Origin of the sequence: Synechococcus sp. R70.1, from assembly GCF_047461675.1 — a bacterium.
Taxonomy (GTDB): Bacteria; Cyanobacteriota; Cyanobacteriia; order Thermostichales; family Thermostichaceae; genus Thermostichus.
The window spans coordinates 1-23,628 of record NZ_JANSHR010000049.1 but is presented as its reverse complement, the minus strand read 5'-3'; the positions used below and the strand labels follow the sequence as shown (position 1 = coordinate 23,628).

The 23,628-nt window shown below is 60.7% G+C and carries 23 protein-coding genes and 1 pseudogene; 14 read left to right on the top strand and 10 right to left on the bottom strand.

The window, feature by feature from the left end; translation table 11 throughout:
• Window positions 1-389: pseudogene (locus NW807_RS06630) on the top strand (hypothetical protein); the annotation flags it as partial.
• Between the two features lie 668 nt (window positions 390-1,057).
• Window positions 1,058-2,014, top strand: coding sequence for a sigma-70 family RNA polymerase sigma factor (locus tag NW807_RS06625; RefSeq protein WP_414409992.1), 957 nt, complete (start codon window positions 1,058-1,060; stop codon window positions 2,012-2,014).
• Here NW807_RS06625 and gcvT read toward each other — a convergent pair.
• The gene (gene gcvT / locus NW807_RS06620; RefSeq protein WP_414425625.1) at window positions 2,011-3,144 is read right to left on the bottom strand and encodes a glycine cleavage system aminomethyltransferase GcvT; all 1,134 of its coding nucleotides are present in this window, start codon (window positions 3,142-3,144) and stop codon (window positions 2,011-2,013) included. The two genes, NW807_RS06625 and gcvT, sit on opposite strands and share 4 nt — an antisense overlap.
• A 53-nt stretch (window positions 3,145-3,197) precedes the next feature.
• The gene (locus NW807_RS06615) at window positions 3,198-4,304 is read right to left on the bottom strand and encodes an energy transducer TonB (RefSeq protein WP_414425624.1); all 1,107 of its coding nucleotides are present in this window, start codon (window positions 4,302-4,304) and stop codon (window positions 3,198-3,200) included.
• A gap of 198 nt (window positions 4,305-4,502) precedes the next feature.
• Between NW807_RS06615 and NW807_RS06610 the strand changes: the two genes are divergently transcribed.
• Together NW807_RS06610 and NW807_RS06605 are read left to right on the top strand one after the other, a co-directional pair.
• A complete protein-coding gene (locus tag NW807_RS06610; RefSeq protein WP_414423355.1) occupies window positions 4,503-4,970 on the top strand; it encodes a VOC family protein in 468 nt (155 codons plus the stop codon).
• Between the two features lie 17 nt (window positions 4,971-4,987).
• Window positions 4,988-5,839: a Tab2 family RNA-binding protein gene (locus NW807_RS06605; protein WP_414425623.1), complete on the top strand. Its 852-nt coding sequence runs from the start codon at window positions 4,988-4,990 to the stop codon at window positions 5,837-5,839.
• 543 nt (window positions 5,840-6,382) lie between these two features.
• Here NW807_RS06605 and NW807_RS06600 read toward each other — a convergent pair.
• Entirely contained in the window at window positions 6,383-7,741 is a 1,359-nt protein-coding gene (locus NW807_RS06600) for an FGGY-family carbohydrate kinase (protein ID WP_414425622.1), read from the bottom strand.
• 6 nt (window positions 7,742-7,747) lie between these two features.
• On the bottom strand, window positions 7,748-8,233 hold the full coding sequence (locus NW807_RS06595) for a 2Fe-2S iron-sulfur cluster-binding protein (protein WP_414396241.1): 486 nt from the start codon (window positions 8,231-8,233) through the stop codon (window positions 7,748-7,750).
• A 143-nt stretch (window positions 8,234-8,376) separates the two neighbouring features.
• Between NW807_RS06595 and ylqF the strand changes: the two genes are divergently transcribed.
• From ylqF to NW807_RS06545, 10 genes are all read left to right on the top strand, one after another.
• Window positions 8,377-9,246, top strand: a complete 870-nt coding sequence (gene ylqF / locus NW807_RS06590) for a ribosome biogenesis GTPase YlqF (protein ID WP_414425621.1) — start codon at window positions 8,377-8,379, stop codon at window positions 9,244-9,246.
• 198 nt (window positions 9,247-9,444) lie between these two features.
• Window positions 9,445-11,727: a RelA/SpoT family protein gene (locus NW807_RS06585; RefSeq protein ID WP_414425620.1), complete on the top strand. Its 2,283-nt coding sequence runs from the start codon at window positions 9,445-9,447 to the stop codon at window positions 11,725-11,727.
• Between the two features lie 66 nt (window positions 11,728-11,793).
• A complete protein-coding gene (gene psbP / locus NW807_RS06580; RefSeq protein ID WP_414396249.1) occupies window positions 11,794-12,372 on the top strand; it encodes a photosystem II reaction center PsbP in 579 nt (192 codons plus the stop codon).
• A gap of 36 nt (window positions 12,373-12,408) precedes the next feature.
• A complete protein-coding gene (gene cpdA / locus NW807_RS06575; protein ID WP_414425619.1) occupies window positions 12,409-13,224 on the top strand; it encodes a 3',5'-cyclic-AMP phosphodiesterase in 816 nt (271 codons plus the stop codon).
• 355 nt (window positions 13,225-13,579) lie between these two features.
• Entirely contained in the window at window positions 13,580-14,788 is a 1,209-nt protein-coding gene (locus NW807_RS06570) for a VLRF1 family aeRF1-type release factor (protein ID WP_414425618.1), read from the top strand.
• 105 nt (window positions 14,789-14,893) lie between these two features.
• The gene (locus NW807_RS06565) at window positions 14,894-15,400 is read left to right on the top strand and encodes a DNA recombination-mediator protein A (RefSeq protein WP_414396255.1); all 507 of its coding nucleotides are present in this window, start codon (window positions 14,894-14,896) and stop codon (window positions 15,398-15,400) included.
• 26 nt (window positions 15,401-15,426) lie between these two features.
• A complete protein-coding gene (gene minC, locus NW807_RS06560; protein WP_414425617.1) occupies window positions 15,427-16,194 on the top strand; it encodes a septum site-determining protein MinC in 768 nt (255 codons plus the stop codon).
• A complete protein-coding gene (gene minD, locus NW807_RS06555; protein ID WP_414412471.1) occupies window positions 16,173-16,979 on the top strand; it encodes a septum site-determining protein MinD in 807 nt (268 codons plus the stop codon). Before minC ends, minD begins: the two co-directional genes overlap by 22 nt.
• 47 nt (window positions 16,980-17,026) lie before the next feature.
• Window positions 17,027-17,335 carry a cell division topological specificity factor MinE gene (minE, locus tag NW807_RS06550; protein ID WP_414396262.1) on the top strand — a complete coding sequence of 103 codons (309 nt, stop codon included), beginning with the start codon at window positions 17,027-17,029 and terminating at the stop codon, window positions 17,333-17,335.
• Between the two features lie 202 nt (window positions 17,336-17,537).
• Window positions 17,538-19,637 (top strand): cation:proton antiporter, encoded by a 2,100-nt coding sequence (locus NW807_RS06545; RefSeq protein ID WP_414404967.1) that lies wholly within the window; start codon window positions 17,538-17,540, stop codon window positions 19,635-19,637.
• On the opposite strand, the gene NW807_RS06540 is transcribed toward NW807_RS06545, so the two are convergent.
• The 6 genes from NW807_RS06540 to tsaB all read right to left on the bottom strand — a co-directional run bounded on the left by NW807_RS06540 (window position 19,634) and on the right by tsaB (window position 23,562).
• Complete coding sequence (locus tag NW807_RS06540; protein ID WP_414396265.1) at window positions 19,634-19,993, bottom strand: gamma-glutamylcyclotransferase; 360 nt, start codon at window positions 19,991-19,993, stop codon at window positions 19,634-19,636. The genes NW807_RS06545 and NW807_RS06540 overlap by 4 nt on opposite strands.
• Window positions 19,994-19,999: 6 nt before the next feature.
• A complete protein-coding gene (gene plsY / locus NW807_RS06535; RefSeq protein ID WP_414425616.1) occupies window positions 20,000-20,626 on the bottom strand; it encodes a glycerol-3-phosphate 1-O-acyltransferase PlsY in 627 nt (208 codons plus the stop codon).
• 46 nt (window positions 20,627-20,672) lie between these two features.
• A complete protein-coding gene (holB, locus tag NW807_RS06530) occupies window positions 20,673-21,686 on the bottom strand; it encodes a DNA polymerase III subunit delta' (RefSeq protein ID WP_414425615.1) in 1,014 nt (337 codons plus the stop codon).
• An 81-nt stretch (window positions 21,687-21,767) separates the two neighbouring features.
• The gene (accB, locus tag NW807_RS06525; RefSeq protein ID WP_414425614.1) at window positions 21,768-22,238 is read right to left on the bottom strand and encodes an acetyl-CoA carboxylase biotin carboxyl carrier protein; all 471 of its coding nucleotides are present in this window, start codon (window positions 22,236-22,238) and stop codon (window positions 21,768-21,770) included.
• 47 nt (window positions 22,239-22,285) lie between these two features.
• Window positions 22,286-22,843, bottom strand: coding sequence for an elongation factor P (gene efp / locus NW807_RS06520; RefSeq protein ID WP_414396277.1), 558 nt, complete (start codon window positions 22,841-22,843; stop codon window positions 22,286-22,288).
• 35 nt (window positions 22,844-22,878) lie between these two features.
• Window positions 22,879-23,562 (bottom strand): tRNA (adenosine(37)-N6)-threonylcarbamoyltransferase complex dimerization subunit type 1 TsaB, encoded by a 684-nt coding sequence (tsaB, locus tag NW807_RS06515; protein WP_414425613.1) that lies wholly within the window; start codon window positions 23,560-23,562, stop codon window positions 22,879-22,881.
• Window positions 23,563-23,628: the final 66 nt, after the last annotated feature.

The following is a 23,628-nucleotide window of genomic DNA, read 5'->3' as shown; positions in this document are numbered from 1 at the left end:
CTCTAAGTCCAACACCGACTCCCACCTCGACTCTGACGCCCACTCTGACTCCGACACCTACTCCCACTCCCACTCCGACACCCACCCCTACCCCTACGCTGACCCCAACTCCACCGCTGGCACCCACACCTACACCAGAGTCGTCACCTACGCCCGAACCGCGCCGTCGTCCGACGCCAGAAGCAATTCCGGCCGAGCCTACCCCGCCGTCTCCAGCAGAGACCACGGCTAAGCCAACGCCCAGGCCCACACCGACCCCAACACCCACGCCCAGATCTCAGCCAGAGGCTACCCCTTTGCCGCGGCTGACACCCATTCCGTTGGCGGAGCGGCAGGTGCGGCCCCAGGGACTGCGACTTTTCCCACCTGGGCTGCGCAGCCCTACTTAGGCAATAAGCTGCGGCGGGAGCTCAGCTCTGAGGGCTGACCCCATATCTAGTGCCTGAATCCTCGGTATACTCTAAACTTGGGATAGCGCAGTCATGGCTTTTCCTGGAGCCAGCTTTGGCTGGTTTCAGGTTGAGGCTACTTGAAAGCTCGAGGTAGCTGCTGGCCTTTTTCAGGATTTTGCTGAGCAAGCCCCTAAGGCTAGCTGCCGTCGGAAGCAGGTGCCGGATCGCTGCAATCAAATGTCCGTGCCCATACAGATATCCTCAAGCATTTTTCTGGACTTTTTGTCTTAGCCCGAAGGAATCTGGCCCTCAGGAAGTATCCGATATAAGCTATTTTTTCCCATTTATTTCTATGAGCTTTTCTCTTGGCTAGAGAAGTTGGTTTATCTTTCGCAACATCTACTGGTAGAGTTGCACGCCCAAAAGATTAGTTCGAAAACACTTTATGTAGAGCCAAGCGAGACAGGCTCAGCAAGTTTTCTGAACTAAGCGTTTACCAGAAGTTCAAATTTTGGAGTGCCAAAACCTTTACAGAAAGTCTGCTCTTCTGGTATGAAGGAGATGCTGCTTGCAGAGCGGTCAACTTCTCCTGCTAGGGGAAAGGCCTAAAGCAACAGGAGAGGCGAAAGCCCGGACAGGGCGTAGTTTAGGGTGTGGGGTTGGATATGTCGGAAAGTCTTGACCTGCAAGATGCAGTAGGCCGTTTCTTGAAAATCATTGGTCGCTACTCGTTGCTCAGCCCTGAAGAGGAGCTTCGCCTGGCCTACCAGGTACAGCGAATGATGGCCCTCCTGGAACAGCGGCGGCAGGATGAGTCGCTCGAGGACTGGAGCCGACGGGTGGGGATCCCCGTGGAAGAGCTGCAGCGGATCCTACAGGAGGGGGAAGCGGCCAAAAGGCGCATGGTGGAGTGCAACCTACGCCTAGTGGTATCGATTGCTAAGCGCTACCGCAACCGCGGCTTGCCGTTTTTGGATCTCATCCAAGAGGGCACCATCGGCCTCACCCGCGCCGTGGAAAAGTTTGATCCCACGCGAGGGTACAAGTTCTCCACCTACGCTACCTGGTGGATCCGGCAGAGCGTAAACCGCGGCATCCAAAACAAAGGGCGCCTCATTCGTCTGCCTGCCCACATGTACGAGAAGGTCTCCCAGGTGAAGCGGCGCTACCGCGAGCTATCCGCTCAGAAGGGATCCCGACCTGCAGCCGAAGAAGTTTTCGATTCGCTGGATATTGGCGACAACTACCGCGAGCTGATCACCCGCCACATGGCCGAGATCTGTTCCCTCAACGTGAGTGTGGGCGATGAGGACGGCACGGAGCTGCAGCACTTTATCCCCGACGAAGACAACGATCCGGTCGAGCATCTCACTCGGGTTGCCCGTTGGGAGGAAGTCCGCGCCCTTGTGAGGCAACTGAGCGAACGCGAGCAGCAGGTCATCGTAGCCCGCTACGGCCTAGATGGAGCCAAGAGGATGACGCTGCGCGAGATTGGGGAGCACATTGGCCTGTCGCGGGAGCGGGTGCGGCAAATTGAGCGGCGGGCCCTGCGGAAATTGCGGCGGCTGCAGCAGGAATACTCCACCCCCAAGACTGGCAAACGGCTCAATCCCTCCAACTAGGCCGGGGCCTGCCTCCGGTAAAAGGGCTTTTTCACCACCTCGGCAAGCCGGCGCTGGCCCCGAATCTCAATCTCCAGCCGGGATCCCACCTCGGCCCAAGTCGAATCCACGTACCCCAGGCCAATGCCATAGCCCAAGGTGGGAGAGTGGGTGCCGCTGGTTACCCGGCCAATCGGCTGAGAGGAGTTGGGAGCATAGATGGCATAGCCGCTGCGGGGAATGGCTCGATCCAGCATGCGAAATCCCACCAGACGACGAGGGATCCCCTCGGCCCGCTGGTTTTCTAGCGCCGCCTTGCCTAGGTACTCTGCCGGGTTGTTGACCAACCAGCCCAGGTCGGCTTCCAGGGGAGTGGTGCTCTCATCTATGTCTTGCCCGTAGAGGCAAAAGCCAGCCTCCAACCGCAGCGTATCGCGGCAGCCCAGGCCACAGGGCTGGACTCCTGCCTGCACCAGTTGCTCCCAGAGCCAGCGGCCGTCTGAGGAACTGAGCAGGAGCTCAAAGCCATCTTCGCCGGTGTAGCCGGTGCGGGCCACAAAGACACTTGCCTCTGCGGAGCTCTCCCTTTGAGGAGCTTTAGGGATAAACTGCCCATGTTGAAATCGGCGTAAAGCTTTCAAGGATCCCTCTAGAAAAGGCTGCAAAACCTCTTCCGCTGCCGGCCCCTGGACGGCCAGCAACACGTGGGACGCCGTGCGATCTTGAAGTTCTAGGCCAGGGATCCCTTGCTGCTGCAGCCACTCCCTGTCTTTCTGGCAGGTGGCCGCGTTGACGATCAGGCTCCAGTGCTCCAGCTCTCCTTCCGGTGGATGCCGGTAGAAGATGACGTCGTCCACAATGCCCCCCAGGGGATTGAGCAAAACCGTGTAGCGAGCAGAGCCCACCCGCACAGCGCTGAGATCGCTGGGCGCGAGACGGCTGAGGTGGGATCCCAGCTCTGGTCCCCAAAGGGTGAACTTGCCCATGTGAGAGATGTCGAATATCCCCGCCTGCTCCCGCACCGCCCGATGCTCAGCCACCACACCCTGGTAGTACAGCGGCATTTCCCATCCGGCAAAGGAGACAAAACGCGCCCCCAAGGCTTGGTGCAAGGGGAACAGGGGGGTGCACTGCAGCGGCGTTTGGCTCATGAAGGGAGCTTTAGACCCAACCTCGTACCTCTCTTGGAGCTGGCTTCAGGGGTCTAGTTGGCAGATCCGTCCACCGTCAACTGGCCCAAGACGTTGATGTCGAAGGTGAAGTTGATCGTCACCGAGTTGCCCTCATAGGCCTCAGGCAGGGGCAAAAAGGGTGCTGCCCGCTGAATTGCCGTCAGCGCCGCGTCGTCGGTTTGTTGGCTGCCGGAAGTGCGGGCCAGGCGAATGCTCTGCAGCTCGCCACCTCGACCCACCGTGAAGATCACCACGGTGCGGCGGGAAGTGCCGGTCTGGCCTGGGATCCAATTCTGTTCCACCTTGCGCTGCAAAGCTGCTAGCCAGGGGCCCCAATCCACATTGGCCCGCGCCGCCACACTGGGAGGGTTGGGAGCCGACTGGGTGGGGTTGGCCAAGCCGCTGGCTCCTCTGCCCTGGATCCCGCCTCCATCGCTGGGCGCAGAAGCGCTGATAGGCGGTCCCAACTGAGAAGCCTCGGAGGGCCGCTCGCCAAGGGAAACCTCTGTCGGCGGTTGGGGAACAGGCGCAAGGGGCTGCAATTGGCTGAGATCCGAGGCCCGCTCTCTGGGCTGCGCGGGCGGAGCAGGAGGAGCGGCCGCCACAGGTGGCGGAGTCTGAGTGGGAGTGGGTTTGGGGGCTGCGGTAGGTGGAGGCGGCGCTGCCGTTGGCGTTGCCCTGGACCGAGGAGGAGCTGGAACTGGAGTTTGTGGAGGAGGTGGGGTAGGTCTAGGAGTGGCTAGGGCAACTTCTGCTGGGGCGGGTGGGGGAACAGGGGCAGGCGGCTGCGGCCGTGGCGGCTGGGGCTGAGGCGGAGGCGGCGGAGCGGCTTGCTGACGGGTAGCAGCGCGGGATTGGGGTGGACTGCCTTGCGAAGGAGAGGCTTCTACCCGCTTGCCCCCATCGCGGGAATCCACTTCTGAAACCAGCTCTGCTTCTTCCGGCGGCTCGAGATCTTCTGGCTCCAGCAAGATAAACTCAATGGCTTTTTGTTCTTGCTGGCGAAACGGCCAAAACCGACTCCAGGAGAGCAAGCCCAACAGCGCCAACCCATGCAGCAGCAGGGACAGCGCCACCATCCAAAAAAAATGGCGCGCTTCCTCCTCGCGGCGGCGCTGCTCAGTCCAGGTGCTGGTCATGGCCAAGATTGCCTCTTTGCGCTCCCCAGTCTCTCACCACACTGAGTTGGCTCTCCAGTTATAACATCGCCCTGGCTGGGCTTCTTGCGCAAAGGCGTACAGTCGGCTGGGGAAGGGATCCCACCCTTCAGCACAAAATCGCCTACCTTATAAAGAGCAGGGATCCCGACTTGAGCAGGCTGCTTGCCAGGAGAGCCCATGGAACCCATCCGCTTTCATCTTGCCTTTCCGGTTGCCGACATTGCCTTGACCAAGACCTACTACGGCGAGGGCTTGGGTTGCCAGATTGGTCGGGAAACGCCTGTTTCCGTCATCTTGAACCTCTATGGCCATCAACTGGTGGCCCACCTCACCCAGGAAGAGCTGAGGCCCCAGCGGGGCATCTACCCTCGCCACTTCGGCCTGATCTTTCCCACCCAAGCAGAGTGGCAGAGCCTGGCCGACCGGGCCCAGGTGCGGGGATTGCCTTTTTATCAGGAGCCACGCTGGCGCTTCGTCGGCACCCCCCTGGAGCACGGCACGTTCTTTTTGCAGGATCCCTTCTACAACCTGCTGGAGTTTAAGTACTACCGCTACCCTTCCGCCATTTTTGGGGAGCGGGAATGGGCCGTGGTCGGGGATACTGCAGACCAACAGCTTCCGAACCCCTCTCCCAGCAGCGCGTAGCAAAGGGGAGAAGTGCCTTGGCCATTCAACCCCCTCGTTCTGGCCCTGTGCGCGGCCCCATCTGGCAGATGGACTTCAACGCCGTCCCGCTGCGGGATGCCCAGGATCGGCGAGTTTGGGAGCTCTTGGTGTGCGATCCCGGCGGCCAGTTTCGCCAGGCCAAGTACTGCAGCAACCAAGAGGTCAATAGCACCTGGGTGGCCCAACAGTTGCGCAGCTATCTGGAAGCGGCTCCCCAGCCCCCCTCGGCCATCCGGGTGTTCCGAGCCCGCATGAGCTCCATTCTGCAACGGGCCTGCAACGCCGTCGGGATCCCCATGCTCCCCAGCCGTCGCGTCTATGCCCTTAAGGCCTGGATGCGGGAACGGGCAGAGCAGGTTTACCCCCAGGAAACTCAGTTCACCTACAGCCCTGAACCCCCCGTGGAGCCGGATCCGCCGGATCCCGTCCCCCTGCCGGACAAGTTGCAGGGAGAGCGCTGGGCGTTCGTGACGCTGCGGGCTAGGGATCTGCGGGAAGCCGAGACCTGGCCAATCGAATTTGGCGAGCTGTTTCCAGTAAACTGGGAGGCTTTTGCGCCCGACACGATCATTCCCGGCTTGGTGATCGCCTCGCAGCGGGCTCTTCCTATAGCAGCCTGGATGAGCGGCATGGAGCCTGCCTACTTGACTGTGGCGGAGGGATGGCTGCTGTTCGAGGCTGGCCTCAACGATTGCTATCTCTTTGCACAACTCAAAGACGAAAAGCTGCGAGCAGAGGCCGAGGGCTTTGCCCAACGCCAACGCCAAGCGCAAGGGATCCATTTCCTTGCTATCCAAAGCGATTTCAGGGCTCAGTCGTTCGCTGGCTTTTGGCTGATGCAACTTTGAGGAGAAGCCTGCGTAATCCTTCAGGGCAAGCATAGTATCGCCAGCTTTGCGAGCGCCTTTGAAAGTCCCGGAAAAGCCTATTTTTTCGTTCACCCGCTCGATTCCTTGCACCACGAGGCCTTCAGGCCTCTTACCCCCCCTTTCCAAGGCTACTTTCTGCTCTTTTCGACCGACCCCCTCACAAATGGGTCTTGTATTCCTTGCCCTGCTTGGCTTTAAGGGGGGTGGAGTCCTGTTCCCCCTTCGGGGGGTTCCCAGAAATTGGAAACATGATCCACGTCGTCTAGGTGGTAGCCCCACCTCGGAATCGAGTTCCCCCTTTGGGGGAGCCCTAGAAACTTGGAAACGCGACAGGAGCGTGCCACTTAATCTCAAACTGGCAAGTTCTCCCGTCCGGGGTGACTCCCAGAAACTGGAAACAAGGCTTGAGCAAAGCGAGGGCCGCGCTTAATGTCCGAGGTCTTCCCTTCGGGGGGATTCCTGGAAATAGGAAACGAAACCCCCCGAGGTAGATCCCCGGGGAGTGTGTAAAAATGTTCCCCCTCAGGGGGAGAAATACCGGCTGCGAAATTCCGAGTAGATCTCGGCATAGGCCTTGACCCAGTTTGGATCTGGCTGGATGAGACGTTCCACCTGCACCAAGCGCTCGGCAGCCTGCTGCACTGAGCAGCACCAATAGGCCGATGCTGCCAGGATGGCCGCTCCTACAGCCGGGTCGGGATGTTTGACCACTGCCAAGGGACGGGCAAGGATACTGGCGCGCAGGCGGAGCCAGAGGGAACTTTTGCAGCCCCCGCCGGTGGTAAAAATTGGGCTCCCTTCTAGTAGGGGGATCCCATGGGCGGCCAAGGTCTCCAGTCCCAGCCGCTCCACCATCGCCACCCCTTCCAAGAGAGCGGCGTAAAAGCGAGGGGATCCTACTTCCGCCTGGGGCAAGAAGCCGGCAAATTCGCTATCTAGGATGGGAAAACGCTCGCCAGGTCGGCAGAGCGGATAGCTGACCAAGCCAGTGGGCAGATGGGCCTCCGCCTGCTGATCCAAGGCAGCCAAGTTGCCGCCAGGGAAGAAGTGGGGCAAAACCCCGCCTCCGCAAAAAGAAGCTGCCCCCGGCCACCAGCCGTTTCGGTCGGGGTGCAGATGGGAGTAGATGCTAGGGGTTTGTATGGGATCAGCACTGTTGGCCTTGAAGATAAGAGTGGTGCCCAGGCTGGTGGAGACTTGACCCAAGCGAGTAGCTCCTGCAGCCAGTTGCCCGGCGCAGCCATCGGTGATCCCGGCGGCAATTAGCACCTCTGGCCCCAGCTCCCACTCAGCTCGCACCGTTCCCAAAACCGTTCCCGGCGCCACCACCTCAGGGAAACGCTTGGGGTCGAGGCCATGGCGAGATAGCCACTCCCGCGGCCAGGTGTAGGTTTCTAGGTCAAAGCCACTTTTCAAGGCGTGGGTGTGGTCAGTTACCCGTCGGCGGCCTCCCAGTTGGCTTAGGAGAAAGTCCGCCGGATGGGCCAAGTAGCTGTCCCGGTAGCGGTCGGGATGGGCTTCTGCCCACCACAGCCAGCGGCTAAGTCCCCAGCTGGCAGGGATCCCCAACTGCTTGGCCTGAACCTGGCCCCGCGGGTCGGAATACAGCCAGGCCTGATCCAGCGGCATGCCGCGACCATCCACCGGCAGCACTGTACCCGAGGTGCTGCAGGCACTAAGGGCAACAATGGTGTAGCGATCCCCCAGTTGCCCCCTTAGGTGTCCCAACAGGGTTCTTAGGGTGCGCAGCCAGCGGCCCGGGTTGGTTTCTGGGAGATCCCAGGAGCGCTCGCTTTTGCCCACCACCTCCCCCGCTTCTGAAAGGGCCACCACCCGCATTCCCGACGTGCCTAGGTCGATCCCAAGAAATACAGGTTCCATAGAGCTCTAGAAATCTCGGCTGCTGCGGGCCAAAGCCTCTTGGATGTCTAGATCGAGGTTCTTCACCGACTCCAGCACCGAACGGGTAATCAGCTTTCCTGCCTGCACCAACACAGCACCAGTGATAGGGTGCAAGATGGGCTGCTCGGCCCGCCGCCCAATGAGCACCTCGATGTCCTTGAGGGCATTGGCGTACATTCCTATCGGCAGTTCCACCACCACCCCTTCTCCCAGAACCCGCGCCTGGCAGGCAAGCCGGGAATTGGGCTTGCGGCTAGTGATCACCTCTAGGGTGCGCTGCTCCCGACGGGTCATGGGCGAGAGCGACTCCATCCCTTCTTTCACGTACACATGGCAGGTGGCGCAGAGACCGCGCCCGCCGCACTCTTTCAACACATTCAGCTCTTCCTGCAGCAGCACCGAGAGCAAGTTGTTGTTGGTGGCCACCTCTGACACCTGAGCAATGGGATCCAACCGCACGCGCTTGACCATCGTCCCTTCTCCGCCGTTACACTCCTTAACGCTAGCTTGTCTTGGCAAGGGATCCCAGCCGTTGCTTGCCCTGCAGGTGGGAAAGACGAGCTGGACAAGCTAGAGTAGATCCCGCCCTTGGTGTTTGCCAGGGTTTTGGCAGCATGAGCTCTCCGACCATCCAGTGGTATCCTGGCCACATAGCTAAGGCCCTTGGCCAGTTGCGGGAACAACTGCGGCTGGTGGATGTGGCGATTGAGGTGGTGGACGCGCGTATCCCGCTGGCCAGCCGCCATCCCGAGCTGGACAAGTGGCTGGGGCAGAAGCCGCGCCTCTTGGCCCTTAACCGAGCCGACTCGATTGCGGCAAGGGATCTGAAAGCTTGGCAGGAGTATTTCTCGCAGCAAGGGATCCCGGTCTATCCCACCAACGGCCAATCGGGACAAGGGGTCAGTCGCCTCAAGCAGGCTATTTTGCAGCTAGGGCAGTCGGTCAACGAGCGGCGGCAGCGGCGGGGCATGCGGCCGCGGGCTGTCCGGGCGGTGGTGGTGGGTTTTCCCAATGTGGGCAAGTCGGCCCTGCTGAATCGACTTTTGGGACGGCGAGCCGTCGAGAGCGCTGCGCGCCCTGGGGTAACCCGGCAACTGCAGTGGGTACGGCTAGGGGGGGAGTTGGATTTGCTGGACTCGCCGGGCATCCTCCCGCCTTCGCTGCCGGATCAGCGGGCAGCCACGCTGCTAGCCATCTGCGATGACATTGGCGCTGCCGCCTACGACCCCGAGCGCGTAGCGGCCTACTTTGTGGATCAACTGCTGCAGGTGCAGCCCCAGGCCCAAGCTCTTTTGCAACAGCGCTACGGCTGGCCTGACCCGATCCCCCCTGGCAGCGTGGCAGTCCAGGAGCTGGCCCAACGGCGCTACCAAGGCGATACCGAGCGAGCGGCAAGGCAAATCCTCAACGACTACCGCAAGGGGTGGCTAGGGCCTCTAGCTTTGCAACTTCCTCCCAGCTCTAGCCCTCTAGCAAGAGGCTAGCTTCATCTGTCTGTATATGTTGCTACGAGATGCGGCAGAGTGAGTGATAGGATGGAACTAGAATACTAACACTACGCCAGATTTTTCCCTGAAGTTTTTCGCAGCGCTTTTTGCCTTTAACCTGCCTGCGGACGAGTCAAGTTGGGGATAGGCTGTAAGAAACTCCAGGGAGTAGACCATCCTCCTTGCTAGATTCCCATGGGTCAGCCTGCTGTTGCCGCCAGCTTAGAAGGAGGCTTTGACCTAAACAACCTCGATTTTGAGGTGCCAGGATGGCTGCGTGCTTTGCTTTCTGGCGCTGAAGATCTCGGCGATGGGCTGAGAGCTTACACTCCCCAAGAGGCAGATTTGCTGCGCCGGGCCTTTGAGTTTGCCTACTGCTTGCACAAGGGCCAAAAGCGGAAGTCGGGGGATCCCTACATCGCCCACCCGGTGGCTGTAGCTAGCTTGTTGCGGGAGCTGGGGGGGGATGCCGTCACGGTAGCGGCTGGCTTCTTGCACGATGTTGTTGAGGATGCAGGCGTTACCCTGGAGGCGCTAGAAGCAGAATTTGGACCCGAAGTGCGCCTCCTGGTGGAAGGGGTAACCAAGCTTTCTAAGTTTAATTTCTCCAGCAAAACGGAGCAGCAAGCGGAGAACTTCCGCCGCATGTTTGTGGCCATGGCCAAAGACATTCGGGTCATCGTGGTCAAGCTGGCGGATCGCTTGCACAACATGCGCACGCTGCAATATCTGCCGCCCCACAAGCAAAAGCAGATTGCAGCCGAAACCATGGAGATCTTTGCCCCCTTGGCCAACCGGCTGGGGATCTGGCATTTCAAGTGGGAACTGGAAGACCTGGCCTTTAAGTACCTGGACTACGAAGCCTATCGCCAGATCCAAGAGTTGGTTAACGCCAAGCGCAGCGAGCGAGAGGCGGAGATCCAAGCTTTTATCGAAGAGCTGCGGAAGAACCTCCTCCAAGCGGGGCTAGAGCACTTTGAGATCAGCGGGCGGCCCAAGCACCTGTATGGCATCTACCGCAAGATGCAGCAGCAGCGCAAGGAATTCCACGAGATCTACGACCTCCTGGCCGTGCGGGTCATTGTGCAGACCGTGAGCGAGTGCTACCGGGTGCTGGCAGTTGTTCACAACTGCTTTCGTCCCATTCCCGGGCGCTTTAAAGACTACATTGGCCTGCCCAAGCCAAACCGCTACCAATCTTTGCACACAACCGTGATTGGTTTGCAGGGGCGACCCGTGGAGGTGCAGATCCGCACCGAAGAAATGCACCGCGTGGCCGAGTACGGCATTGCTGCCCACTGGAAATACAAGGAAGCCGGCAGCACCCCCGTAAAGCCTGAGGAAGAGCGCTTTAGCTGGCTGCGGCAACTCTTGGAGTGGCAAAACGACCTCAAGGACGACAAAGAATACCTAGAGACTGTTCGCGAGAACCTGTTTGAGAGCGAAGTTTACGTCTTCACCCCCAAGGGAGATCTGCTGGCCTTACCCCAGGGATCCTGCCCGATTGATTTTGCCTATCGCATCCACTCAGAAATTGGGGATCACTGCGCCGGGGCGCGGGTAAACAACAAGATTGTGCCGCTGGACACTCGCCTGCGCAATGGCGACATCGTGCAGATTATTACCCACAAGAATGCCCACCCCAGTCTAGACTGGATTAATTTTGTAGCCACCAGCTCGGCGCGCAATCGCATTCGCCAATGGTTTAAGCGCTCCAATCGTGAGCAAAATATTGCCCGCGGTCGGCAGTTGCTGGAGCGGGAGCTGGGCAAAACGGGGTTTGAAGCCCTGCTGAAGTCCGAGCGGATGCAGAAGGTTGCCGAGAAGCTCAACTACAGCAGCGTGGACGATTTACTGGCGGCGCTGGGCTATGGAGAGGTAACCCCCGCGCAGGTGATCCACCGGCTGCAGGAGGTCAGCAAGCCAGCCATCTCCCCCCCACCCGAGGAGGGATCTTTGGCGGAAGCCAAGCTGCTGCTGCCGCGAAGCGAGGGAGGGCGAGCTTCTAGCCGATCCCAGTCTCTCATCCTGGGGGTGGAGGGCCTGAAACATCAATTGGCCAAATGCTGCAACCCGCTCCCAGGGGATCCCATCCTGGGCGTGGTTACCCGCTTCAAGGGCATCACCATTCATCATCGCGATTGTCCGCGGGTAGCTCAGGTTCCGGGTGAGCGGCTGGTGCCGGTGCGCTGGAACGAGGAGCAACTGCGGCAAAGCACCCAGACTTATCCTGTAGAACTGCGTCTAGAGGTCATCGACCGGGTTGGCGTGCTGCGGGATATTCTCTCCCGCCTTTCCGATCAGGGCATCAATGTGCGCAATGCCAAGGTGCAAACCTTTGCCAATCGCACTGCCTCAATTGACCTCTGCATTGATGTACGCGACGCCCAACAGCTTGCTCAGCTTCAAAATCAGCTGCGCCAGCTTTCCGATGTGTTGGTCCTGCGCTCCCGCCACTACCAGAACGGATCCCGCTAAAAGGCTGCTGCGGTCCAATCTTAGGTAGGATATGGAGGTGGCTAACCCTAAGCGGAGGATCTCGGCATGGCAGGAGAGGGGCAGTTGAGCCTACTGGGTCGGCGGCTTTCTAGGGTGTTGTTGCTGCTGGGGGTCTGCCTCAGCTTGATCATTGGTGCCTGCTCAGCAAGCCCCAACCTGCGAGTCTACCGAGATCCCAATGGAGCTTTTGCCTTTGCTTACCCCAATGGCATGGTGAGCGTGAAGCTAAGCCCTGGGAAGGGGCTAGCCGTGCTCCTGCGCGACCTAGTCTATGAGACCGAAAACATCAGCCTGATGGTTGCCCCCTTCGACAAAGGGGAGACGATTGCGGATCTGGGAGGCCCAGAGGAGGTAGGGCAATTGGTGGCAAAGAAGATCATTGCCCCTGAGGGATCGGGTCGCTCAACCCAGCTCTTGGCAGCCGAGGCCTTCGAGCGGCAGGGGCAGCCCTACTACCTGTTTGAGTACCAAACCAATCTGGGATCCCAGCTTCGCCACGAGGTAGTGACGGTAACCGTTCGTCACCATCGCCTCTATACTCTAACTGCCTCAACCCAGGAATCCCGCTGGCCACAGGTGCAGACTGCTTTCCGGGAGGTAGGTCGCTCTCTAAGGGTCTCTTGAGAGGGCTCTGCCTTTGGAGACGGCAAAGGCCTTTCGGTGCTGAAAAATCCCGCTGCCATGACGGTTTACGTGGTTCAAATCAGTGACCTGCATCTATTTGCCAAGAGCCATCAGCGGTTGTTGGGGGTAGACACCGAGGCCTCTTTTCTGGCAGTGCAAAAGGCCATTGTGAGTTTGGATCCCTTGCCGGATGTGTTGCTCCTAACCGGGGATCTTGCCCAAGATGGCAGTGCGGCTGCCTATGCCCGTCTTAGAAGCTATTTGCAGACCCTTCCCATCGACACCTATTGGCTGGCGGGGAACCACGATCGCCTACATGTTATGAACCTAGAGCTCCGCGGCGGGCGGTTGCACGCAGAGAAAAGCTTCAGTCGCGAGAACTGGAGCTTTATTTTGCTGAACTCGCTGGTGCCAGGCAGGGACAGCGGCTACCTAACCGACCGCACCTTACTTTGGCTCCGACAAGAGCTACAGCGCAGCCGGGCCAACCACCACCATGTTCTCCTAGCCCTGCACCACCCCCCATTTTCGGTGGATTCCGATTGGCTGGATCAAAGTGCGCTACAGCAGCCGGAGCGGCTGTTCGGGGTTTTGGACGAGTTCGACCACGTTCGCCTGGTGATTTTTGGCCACGTTCATCAGGAGCTGCACCGTCGCCGCCGGGGGGTTGACTACTTTGCCTGTCCCTCCACCTGCGTGCAATTTCTCCCCAAGAGCTCCCAGTTTGCTCTGGAGGTGATCCCCCCAGCCCTGCGACAGCTATGGCTGGAGCCAGAGGGCAGCTTCAAAACCGAGGTGCAGCGGGTAGAAGCCGCCTTGCAAACCCCTAACTTGGCTGCAAAAGGGTACTAATGGGATCCCGGGCGCACCAGGCCAACTGCTTGTCCCAAGGAGAAACTGGCTGCAAGAGGTAGAGCAACCCGCCCTCCAGCCGTCCGGTGCAGCTAGGGCCCCACGCCCTGAAGCTGCAGCCTCCATGGGAAAACTCTCTTGGCCCTTGAGCTACAGGAGGCTCCGCCGTCGGCAGACCAATCGGAGCCAGTGGATCTGGAGGGCAGCGCAGCCGCTCGGCTTTGGGCGTGGGCTGTGCTAGAAGCTTCTCCTCAAGGCCAAGCCCAACTGGGCTTCAGCTAGGGCCGGATCCCTCGCTTTCCCTTAATCTTATTTCTGCTAGGCTTGAGCCCCAGCGACGCCCCTTCTCAAGACCATGGACGAACTCAACACCCTGATCCAGGATCTGCAAGCTGCCTTTGGCGACAGCAGCAAGCCCGTGCTCTCGATATATGCCGACACCAGCCCTGCTCGTCCCGAAAATGCGGGTCGCGCCTGGGTGGGGCGCATCAAGAATACCCTCAAGGAGCTGCTGGAGAGAGAGGAGAGCAAGCCTGATAACTCCCTCTGCGAGCAAGTCCTTGCTCTAGTAGAGCAGGAGCGCCCTTCAGCCCGCACCCTGGTTCTTTTTGCCAGCCGCAATCCCGCCGGCAAGCCAGTGCTGCGCCGAATCGACCTGCAGGTGGAGCTGCCGGTGGTGGATCTGGCCCATGGGCGGGTGGAGGCCCGCTGGGGGGAACCTTACCTCACGCCCCTTTTCTTTGCCTTTGATGAATACGAGCGGGGTGGGGTGTTGCACCTGTCTGGTAACAGGTGGCGCTTTTACGAGCTCTTCTTGGGGGAACTGCGAGAGGACACGGAAATCTTTGCCAACATCAGCGCCGAGGAATGGCAGGAACTGCAGGAGCTGGCCGGCCGCATTGAAAATGCCGTTGCCGAACGTCGCGCCCGCAGCGGTGGCACCTTCGACAAGCTTTCCCCCAAGGAGCGGGAGGCGGCCAAGGTCAGCCTCTGGATGCACAAGCTTTACCTGCGCCTGGCTTCCGCCCTGGATAAGGCAGTGGATCGCCTGGGCATTGAGCGGCTGGTGCTCATGGGCGAAGCCTGGCAGGTGTCCCACTTTGAGGGCTATCTCAACCGCGGCCTACGCAACCGCATCGTCGCGCGGGTGGGGCACCCCGCCAACCTTCACACACCGACGCCGCAAGACATCCTCGACCGAGTGGTACCCGTCCTGGAGGCCGCTGAGCGCCGAGGAGAGCTGGCTTTGTTGGAGCGGATTCGAGAGCAGCCCGGCGCTTGGGGCTTGGATGCGGTGCTGGACGCCCTCCAGCTAGGCCGGGTGGAAATCCTTGTCCTGCCCTGGAGGCTAGAGGCCACCATCTGGCGCTGCCCAGACGGCTTTGTGGGAGGAACCCAGGAGATGGCCCAGCTCCTTTGCCCAGAGCCACAGCCGGCACCCCTGCGGGATCTGGTGTGGGTGCTAGGCCGCGATTTTGGCGCTAAACTGGAGTTCGTTCGCGGCGAAGCTGAAGAGCGCTTGCTCCACGAGTTTCAGGGAGCAGCAGCGCTGCTGCGCTGGTAGGTCTAGCAACTTGAGCAGGGATGGCCCAACCCTCTAGCTAGATCCCAGAGCAACGGTGTAGGCTGCTAGCATAATCTGGCCCATCCTGTCTAGCGAGGGATCCCCTTGACCCAATCCATTGACCTCCCCACCAGCGTCGATACGTTCTTGCAAGAGCTGGCCGCCATTCAGCAAGTGGGGCCAAAGCGGATAGCCATCTTGGGCACTCGCCATGTGCCCATTACCCACCAGTACCTCATCGAGACCCTCAGCTACGCCTTGGCCCTTACCGGCAACCGCATCCTCACGTCCGGGGCTATTGGTACCAACCTGGCTGTAATTCGTGGAGCAATGCGGGCAGATATTAAATCCTTGACGGTGATCCTGCCCCAAAGCCTAGAGCGGCAGCCGGCAGAGTCGCGGGCCAGTTTGGAGCAGGTGCTGCATCTGGTGGAGCACCCTGAAAACGACCACCTGCCTCTAGCGGAGGCCAGTCGCCTCTGCAATCTGGAAATCATCAGCAAGTGCCAGCAATTGATCTGTTTTGCCTTCCACGACAGCGTCACGCTTTTGGAGGCCTGCAGGCACGCTGAGGAGCAACACAAGGTGGTTACGCTCTTCTACTTCGACTAATTCCTTGGCGAAGGAGGGCAGGCAGAATGGGGTCGCTGGTGGGAAACTCGCCACCCTTTCCCAAGGCCCCTGCCTCCTCTATCGGGGTAGGGGCAGCCAAAGAGAGTGTCTACTTTCGCTCCGATGCCCAAGGGATCCACCTGCACCTGCCCACCACCCTAGCTTGGGAAGAAGTCTGGGAGGAGCTCGTTTGGCAGTTGCGCAGCCGCAAGTCCTACTGGACGGGGGTGGCTCCTCTAACCCTGTGGTGCCAGGAGCGAGAGCTGGATCTGCCCACCCTGCAGGCCCTGGCTGTCCTGTTGGCGCAGCATCGGCTGCAGCTATGGCGCGTCCAAACCCGATCCCGCACGACCGCCATTGCCGCGGCAACCTTGGGCTATTCGGTGGAGCAATCCTCCCTTTTGGAGGTGGTTCCCTCTCCTCCTCCCGACACTGCCCCTCTGTACCTGCGTTCAACCGTGCGCTCGGGCATGTCCGTACGCCACCGTGGCTCTGTCTTCCTCTTGGGAGATCTCAACCCCGGCGGCGAGATCGTTGCGGGCGGCGACATTTGGGTTTGGGGACGGCTGCGAGGGTTGGCGCATGCCGGCGCCGAGGGGGATAGAAGTGCAGTGATCCTGGCCTTGCAGTTGGAGCCCACCCAATTGCGCATCGCCGACCAGGTGGCCCGCCCCCCAGAAAGTGGCTCCCCTTGCAATACCCCTGAGGTGGTTTACTTGCAAGATGGTGCCATCTGCATCGCCAGCCTTCAGGAGTTTCTGCGGAGAAGAGCATGGGCCGAGTTATCGTCATAACCTCTGGGAAGGGAGGAGTAGGCAAAACCACCCTGACAGCCAACTTAGGCACTGCCTTAGCACGCTTGGGTCGCTCGGTAGCGGTGGTGGATGCCGACTTTGGCCTGCGCAACCTGGATCTGCTGCTGGGCCTAGAGAATCGGGTAGTGTACACGGCTCTAGAAGTCATTGCAGGGGAATGTCGCCTTGAACAAGCGTTGGTGAAAGACAAACGCACCCCCAATCTCTCCTTGTTGCCAGCAGCCCAAACCCGCAACAAAACAGCAGTCAACCCGGAGCAAATGCGGCAGTTGATGGAGAAGCTTGCCGGTAGCTACGACTATGTGTTGATCGACTGCCCGGCCGGGATTGAGCAGGGGTTTCGCAATGCCATTGCCGGGGCAACAGAGGCCCTGCTGGTGACTACGCCCGAAGTAGCTGCCGTGCGGGATGCAGACCGGGTGGTGGGCTTGTTGGAAGCGGCGGGGATCTCCTCAATTCAGCTAATTGTTAACCGCCTGCGCCCCGACATGGTAACCGCTGGCCAGATGATGGCCGTGGAAGATGTGGTGGAGGTGCTGGCCATCCCTTTGGTGGGTATGATTCCGGAAGACCGAGAGGTGATTGTCTCCACCAACAAGGGAGAACCCATGGTTTTGGCTGCCCGTCCCTCTCCGGCTGCCCAGGCCATTCAGCGCATTGCCCGACGGCTGGAAGGGGAGGTGGTGGAGTTCCCCAAGTTGGCCGGCTTGGGTGAGTCTTTCTGGGAAAAGGCAAGGCGATTTTTAAGCCAAAAGGTGTTCTGAAGCCCAGCAGCCCTTAGCTCTCTTTCAACGAGACTAGAATAAAGCCCATGCTCCTCGAGTTTTTGGATCAGCTTTTCCCCCGCTCCCCCGGCGGCAGCCGCGAGCAGGCCAAGCAGCGCCTGAAATTCATCTTGGCCCACGACCGCGCCAATCTCAGTCCGGCAGCCCTGGAATCGATGCGGCTGGAAATTTTGGGGGTGGTCTCCCGCTATGTGGAGCTGGACTCGGAGGGGATGCAATTCCACTTGACCGTGGAGGGGAGCACAACGGCCCTCATTGCTAACTTACCCATTCGCCGAGTTAAGCCGCTGGCAGCAGCCGAACTCGACCCTTCTGCAAAGGGGCAGCCGGATTAGCCAGGGGGGTTCACTTCGGCCTGAGCTACCCTGGGCTCAGGGAGCATCTGCCCTCGGCAAAAGGATGCTTTCTCCTGTCTGTCCCGGGGTGGAGTTCTCTGCAGGTGTTTCTAGTCTCTCATGGCAGCTTTGAGGGGCAACCCTACTGAACAGGAGAGAGCTGCTGGGGCAGAGTTCTCACGGAGGGAGGTTGAGCCTCGGCATGGAAAGCTCTTTTGAGCTGACGATCCTGTTTACGCTGGCCTTGGTGGCCGGGATCGCAGCTCAAGTCCTGGCTAACTTTGTCAAGGTGCCCAGCATTGTCTTCCTGCTGCTGTTTGGGGTGCTGCTGGGGCCAGATGGCTTGGGCTGGGTTCGCCCCCAGATCATGGGATCCGGTCTGGAGGCGCTGGTGTCGCTAGCAGTGGCCCTGATCCTGTTCGAGGGAGGGCTGAACCTGCGGCTACAACGCCTCAACCAGGTCTCCGGCAGCCTGCGCAATCTGGTATTGCTGGGATCGCTTTTGACCTTGGGAGGGGGGGCACTGGCGGCCCACTATTTGGGAGAGTTCCCCTGGCCCCTAGCCTTTCTGTTTGGATCCCTGGTGGTGGTGACGGGGCCAACTGTAGTTAACCCCATCCTCAAGCGGGTACGCGTCGATCCCGCCGTCAGCACCCTCTTGGAAGGGGAAGGGGTGCTCATCGATCCGGTGGGGGCCATCTTGGCAGTGGTGGTGCTGCAGGTAGTGCTTTCCGGCCACCCCAGTTTCTTGATGGCCCTGGAGCAGCTATCTAGCCGCTTGGCCATTGGGTCAGCGGTGGGGGCGCTGGGGGGCTGGCTGATGGGATCCTTTCTGCTCTGGTCGCGGCAATTTTTGACGGAGGAGCTGCGCAACTCGGTGGTGCTGGCGGGGGCGCTGGGGGTATTTGCCCTGGCTCAGTCGCTGCGCTCAGAGGCAGGGCTGATGGCGGTAGTGATGGCAGGCCTAGTGGTGCGGCAGAAGGCAGCCATTGCCGAGCGGAGCGTGCGCCAGTTTCACGGCCAGTTGGTGGTAATGGCCATCTCGGTGCTGTTTATCTTGCTCACCTCCACGCTGTCCCTAAAGGCGGTATTGGCTTTGGGGTGGGGAGCCTTGGCCACGGTGCTCTGCCTGATGCTGGTTGTCCGCCCCTTAAGCGTGTGGCTGTGTACCTGGGGCAGCGATCTCAACTGGCGGCAGAAGTTGTTTGTGGCCTGGCTGGCTCCCCGCGGCATTGTGGCGGCTTCGGTGGCTTCTTTGTTTGCCATTTTGTTGACGGAGCGGGGCATCACTGGGGGAGATGCCCTCAAGGCGCTAGTGTTTTTAACCATCTCGGCCACGGTGACAGTGCAGGGGCTAACCGCCGCCTGGGTGGCTCGTTGGCTGGGCCTAGACCAAGGCAGTTCCACCGTGATCCTTGGGGATCACCCGCTGGTTGAACCCTTGGCCGAATTGCTGCGCTCCCTCAACCAAGTCGTGGAGGTGCTGCCCTTGCCTTCGGCAGCCTGTTGGCGCCAGCCCGCTGGCCAAACTGAGCCCAACGGCCACAAGGTTGGCTCTGCCCTGGGGGATGAAGTTGGCCGGCTGCTGCCGGGATCGCTGCAGGAAGTGGTGCTGAGCGAGTCGGCCCTGTTGAAGGCCGATATTGACCATGCGGAGACGCTGCTGATTCTGACGCGGGATCCCCAGATGAACTGGGCCATTGCCGAGCTGATGGTGAAACTCGCAGTTTCCGCTGCCATCTGGACGGTGTTGCTGCCCGAGATGCCCATCTTAGAAGGGATCCGCACCCTGCCGATCTCTTTTGCCCAACTGCAACGCTGGGCCGGCTACCTAGAGGCCAAGCGCGCGGAGCTGCGCTCGATTACCCTGCCCACTTTAGCGGATTTGGGCCTGAAGCCCTCCCCCTCTGCCGTGGCCTCGGCCCAGGAGTCGAGCTCGGCAGCGCGCTTAGCTCTGCTCAACCCCCTTTCGGCCCAAATAGGGTTGGAGGATCCCACCCTGGAGCGGCTGCGGGATCAGTTTGCCTACCGGATCAAAGCCGATCTCTGCCTGCCTTTGCTACTGGTGCGCCCGCAGCGGGCAGGGAGCTGGTGGCAAAAGGGAGCCCGGTCATCCCCGGTAGGGCGGCTATTTTACCTGCCCAAGCCCGACATGTGGCGGCGCGGGGATTGCATCTACTACCTAGAGCGCCTGGCCAGCCCTGTAGAGGCCGCGGCTCCCTCTGCAAGAGATCCGGATTTGCCCCCAGCCGAGTTCCTGCCCCAGTATGTTGGGGGTGTCAAACTCCACTTCGATCTCTAGGAACCTCGGGGCAGCCAGCAGCCACTGGGGATGAGGGGGCACCCCTGCACCTGCTCGGGCCGGCCCAGGTAAACCCAGGCCGAGGTGCCACTTTCCAGTTGCACCCACTGCCGCTGGTACAGCCGCGGGTGGTCTTCCAGCTCGTCCAAGCGGGGCAACAGGCTCAGGGGAATGCGATAGCACTCGCCGTAGAGCCGATTTCGGCCAGGGATCGCCATGGGGTAAGGGCCGAGATCGTAGAGGTCGATGTGGTTGAGGCTGTCTGTTCCCAAAAACTCCGCCCCTTGCAGCAGGCTGTGGTACTGGCCGCCCCGCCGCAGGGAGCCGTAGACAAAAACCACCGTCGTCTGTTCCATCTGGCTCTAGGAGGTGGGGAAGTGGGGGGACTGGGCCCATTTTTGGCCAAGGCGCGGCTCTGAGCCGGCCAGCAGGCGCTCGATGTTGCGCCGGTGGGCGCCGATTACATAGATCCCGCCCGCCAGGGCAAACACCCTATAGGGCAGGGGCTGAGCCGTTGCCCACATCAGCAGCGGAGCTGCTACTGCCGCCAGCAGGGAGCTGAAGGAGACGATGCGGGTGAGGGCAATCCCCACCAGCCAGACGCCAAAGGTAGCCAGGGCCACTGGCCAAGCCATGGCCAACAGGATCCCTAGGCTAGTGGCCACCGACTTGCCGCCCTTGAAGCCCAGCCAGCAGGAGCGGCTGTGGCCAACCACTGCCCCCAGGGCAGCCACGGCCACCCACCACGGCGACCCCAGAGCTAATCCCAGCGCCACCGCTGCAGCCCCCTTGGCGGCATCCACCAGCAGCACCAGCAGCGCCGGCCCTTTGCCCAGCGTCCGCAACACGTTGGTTGCCCCCGTCGAGCCGGAGCCCGCTTGGCGGAGGTCGATCCCGCCCCACCAGCGGCCCACCCAGTAGCCGGTGGGGATGGATCCCAGCAAGTAGCCTCCAAGGGCCGCAAGGAAAGCCAAAAGCCAGGCAGGCATAGGCAGGTCTTGAACGCTCCTTTTCACTTTGCCACAGGGCTTTCTTCTAGTCCCCCTTCGCGACAGCCCTGCGGCTTAGGCTAGCCAGGTTGACCTCCCAAGCAAGGCGCGGCTGCACAAAGTGCAAAAGCTGGCGGCGAATTTGCTCCAACTGCCAAATGGCCTGGCGGGATCCCTGCGCCCAGAAATGCTGCTGCAGATAGTCAATCAGCCACAGCTGCGCCGGCAAATCGAGAGCAGCTACTGCCCTAGCTAGCTCCAGCGCCTCTCGCAGCGAGGGGGGCCAGCGCCTTAGATCCTGTAGCAGCGACGGCGGAAGGCTCTGCAGATGCTGATGGGCGGCCAGCGCCCGTCCAGGGCTGCCTTGGGCCAGGGCAATGAGAGCCGAGCGAGGGATCCCCGGCAGCTCCGGGCAGCCCAAAGCAGCCAACACTTGCTCCGTCTCGGCCGAGCTGAGGCGGCGGAAAGGCACCGTCTGGCAGCGGGACAACAGCGTCGGCAGCAGGGAGGCCGCCTGGGGTGCGATGAGAACGATGTGGGCCGGCCCCGGCTCCTCCAGGGTTTTCAGCAGGGCATTGGCTGCACTTTCGGCTAGGGTTTCCGCTCCCTCCAGCACCACCAGCGAACGGCGGGCGCGCATTGGCCTACGGGCACAGAAGCGCGACACTTCCTGCACCTGTTCCAGGCGAATTTGCGGCGGGGAGCGCCGCTGCAGAGCTTGCGCCTCGGGGGCATCTGCTGGGATTAGGCGACCCTGATGGAGATAGGTGGGGCTGACCCAGTGGAGATCGGGGTGGGTGCCCGCCAGCAGCCAATGGCAGCTAAGGCACTGGCCGCAGGGGATCCTGGTGCTGGACTCGCACAGGAGAGCTTGAGCAAACCAGCGGGCCATCAGGCGCCGCCCCACCCCTTCTGGCCCTAGGAAGCAGTAGCTTGAGGTCACCCGCCCTTTCTCTAGGGCCGCCGCGAGCAGCTGCGCCGCCAGCTCCTGGCCGACAATGTGCTGGGGGGGCAGAACCTTTACCCCCTCAACTGTCTCGGGGGCCGTGGGCTGAAGCATGGCAGAGTACCCTAATCCCGGGCAAAGCTACCAAGGGATCCCTCCGGGGGGCAAAGCCTCATCTCTGCCCCAGTTTCGCTGTTAGCCGGTGGGATCCAGCCGCATTAAAACTTGGCCAAATTCCACCGGCTGGCCGTTGCTCACCAAAATCTCCCTTACCACACCTGCTGTTTCTGCTTCTATCTCGTTCATCACCTTCATGGCCTCGATAATGCACAGGGTTTGGCCTTTGTTTACCCGTTGACCTACTTGGACAAAGTCCGCTTCTCCAGGAGCAGGAGCGCTGTAGAAGGTTCCCACCATGGGTGACACTACCTCCACCCAGTGGCTCGGTGGAGATTTGGGGGCAGGCACAGGAGGAGGAGTCTCGGCAGGAGCAGAAGGGGGCGAAGCAGTAAGGGAGGGAGCAGTGGTGGTGGAAAGCTGAGCAGCAGAGATTCCTTTGCGCAGAGTAAGGCGGAAATCCTTGCACTCTAGAGTTAACTCGCTAACATCGCTCTCTTGCAGAGCGGCCAGCAGAAGGCGAATTTCCTGCCAATTAATGACATCCAAGGGAAGTCACCTGTCCACAACAGCAACCTAGCGACGGGGAAGAGCCATCACTCGCGGCCTAGGTAGGTGTCCGTGCGAGTATCGACTCGAACCCGCTCTCCCACTTTGATAAACAAAGGCACCTGGATCTCGGCGCCGGTTTCTAGCTTGGCAGGCTTAGTCCCCCCTGTAGCTGTGTCTCCCCTTACGCCCGGGTCCGTCTCCACCACTTCCAGGACAACACTGGTGGGCAGCTCCACGTCGATCACCTGCCCCTTCCAGCGCAAAACAGACACTTCCATATTTTCCTTCAGGTATTTCACGGCAGAGCCCACCTGGGCGGTACTGAGCACAGCCTGCTCGTAGGTCTCCATGTCCATGAACACGAGGTTATCTCCTTCCGCATAGAGATACTGCATGTTCACCTTTTCGATGGTGGCAGCAGGCAGCATTTCGCCGGCGCGGAAGGTTTTCTCGACAACGTTGCCGGTCTGCATGTTTTTGAGCTTGGTGCGCACAAAGGCCGCCCCTTTGCCTGGCTTGACGTGGAGAAACTCGATGACTTTGTAGGGAGCGCCATCAATCTCTACAGAGACGCCGGGGCGCAAGTCGTTGCTTGAGATCATGTCAGCACGGGGTCTGTGGCCTAGCCTTCCCAATCTTACCGCGCCTGGGGGGTACTCCGATTCACCCCGCTGAGATCAATGGGCGGCTGCCGTCCGTACTTAGGCAACACCTCCTGCCAGGGAGGGCGCAGGCCTGCAAGAAAGTCAGCACGGGCAAGCTCTGCCAGCGCCAGCACAGGCACCGGCTCTACCCAATCGGCGGCATCGACCGCTAGCGCCTGCGGCCACTGGCGGAGAAGGGCCTGCCAAGCCACCGCCTCCCAGAGTTGATCGGCCACTTCAGCCACTACCTGGTCTGGGCCTACCCGGTACACGCCGCCATACCGCTCCCCCCGCTTGGCATCCATGTGCACCGCCACCGTCAGGGGCTGGAGTGGGGATCCCTGCTCCTGCCACACCTGGCGGGCAATAACAGCCAAGGACGAGTAGCCAAACACGGGAATGCCCAGCTGCTGCCCCACCAGCCGCGCCACGCTCACCCCCAAACGGCTACCGGTAAAACTCCCTGGCCCGACGGCGACAGCGATCCCCGCCACCTGGGACCAGTCTTGGCCAGCCAAGAACTCCTTTAGGCACGGGTGCAGCCGCGCTGCCATCTGGCGATCTAGCCACCAACTTTGGCTGCGGACTTCCCTCTCCTTTCCTTCCAGCGGCAGTAGGGCTAGGCCCAAAAGGGGCGTGGTGGTGTGGATCCCTAGAATCCAGCGGGCAAGCGACATGGCTTCTTTCAGGAGAGTTGACAGAACTTAACGGTTGGATTAAGGTTAGGTTGTCCATCTTCGCAC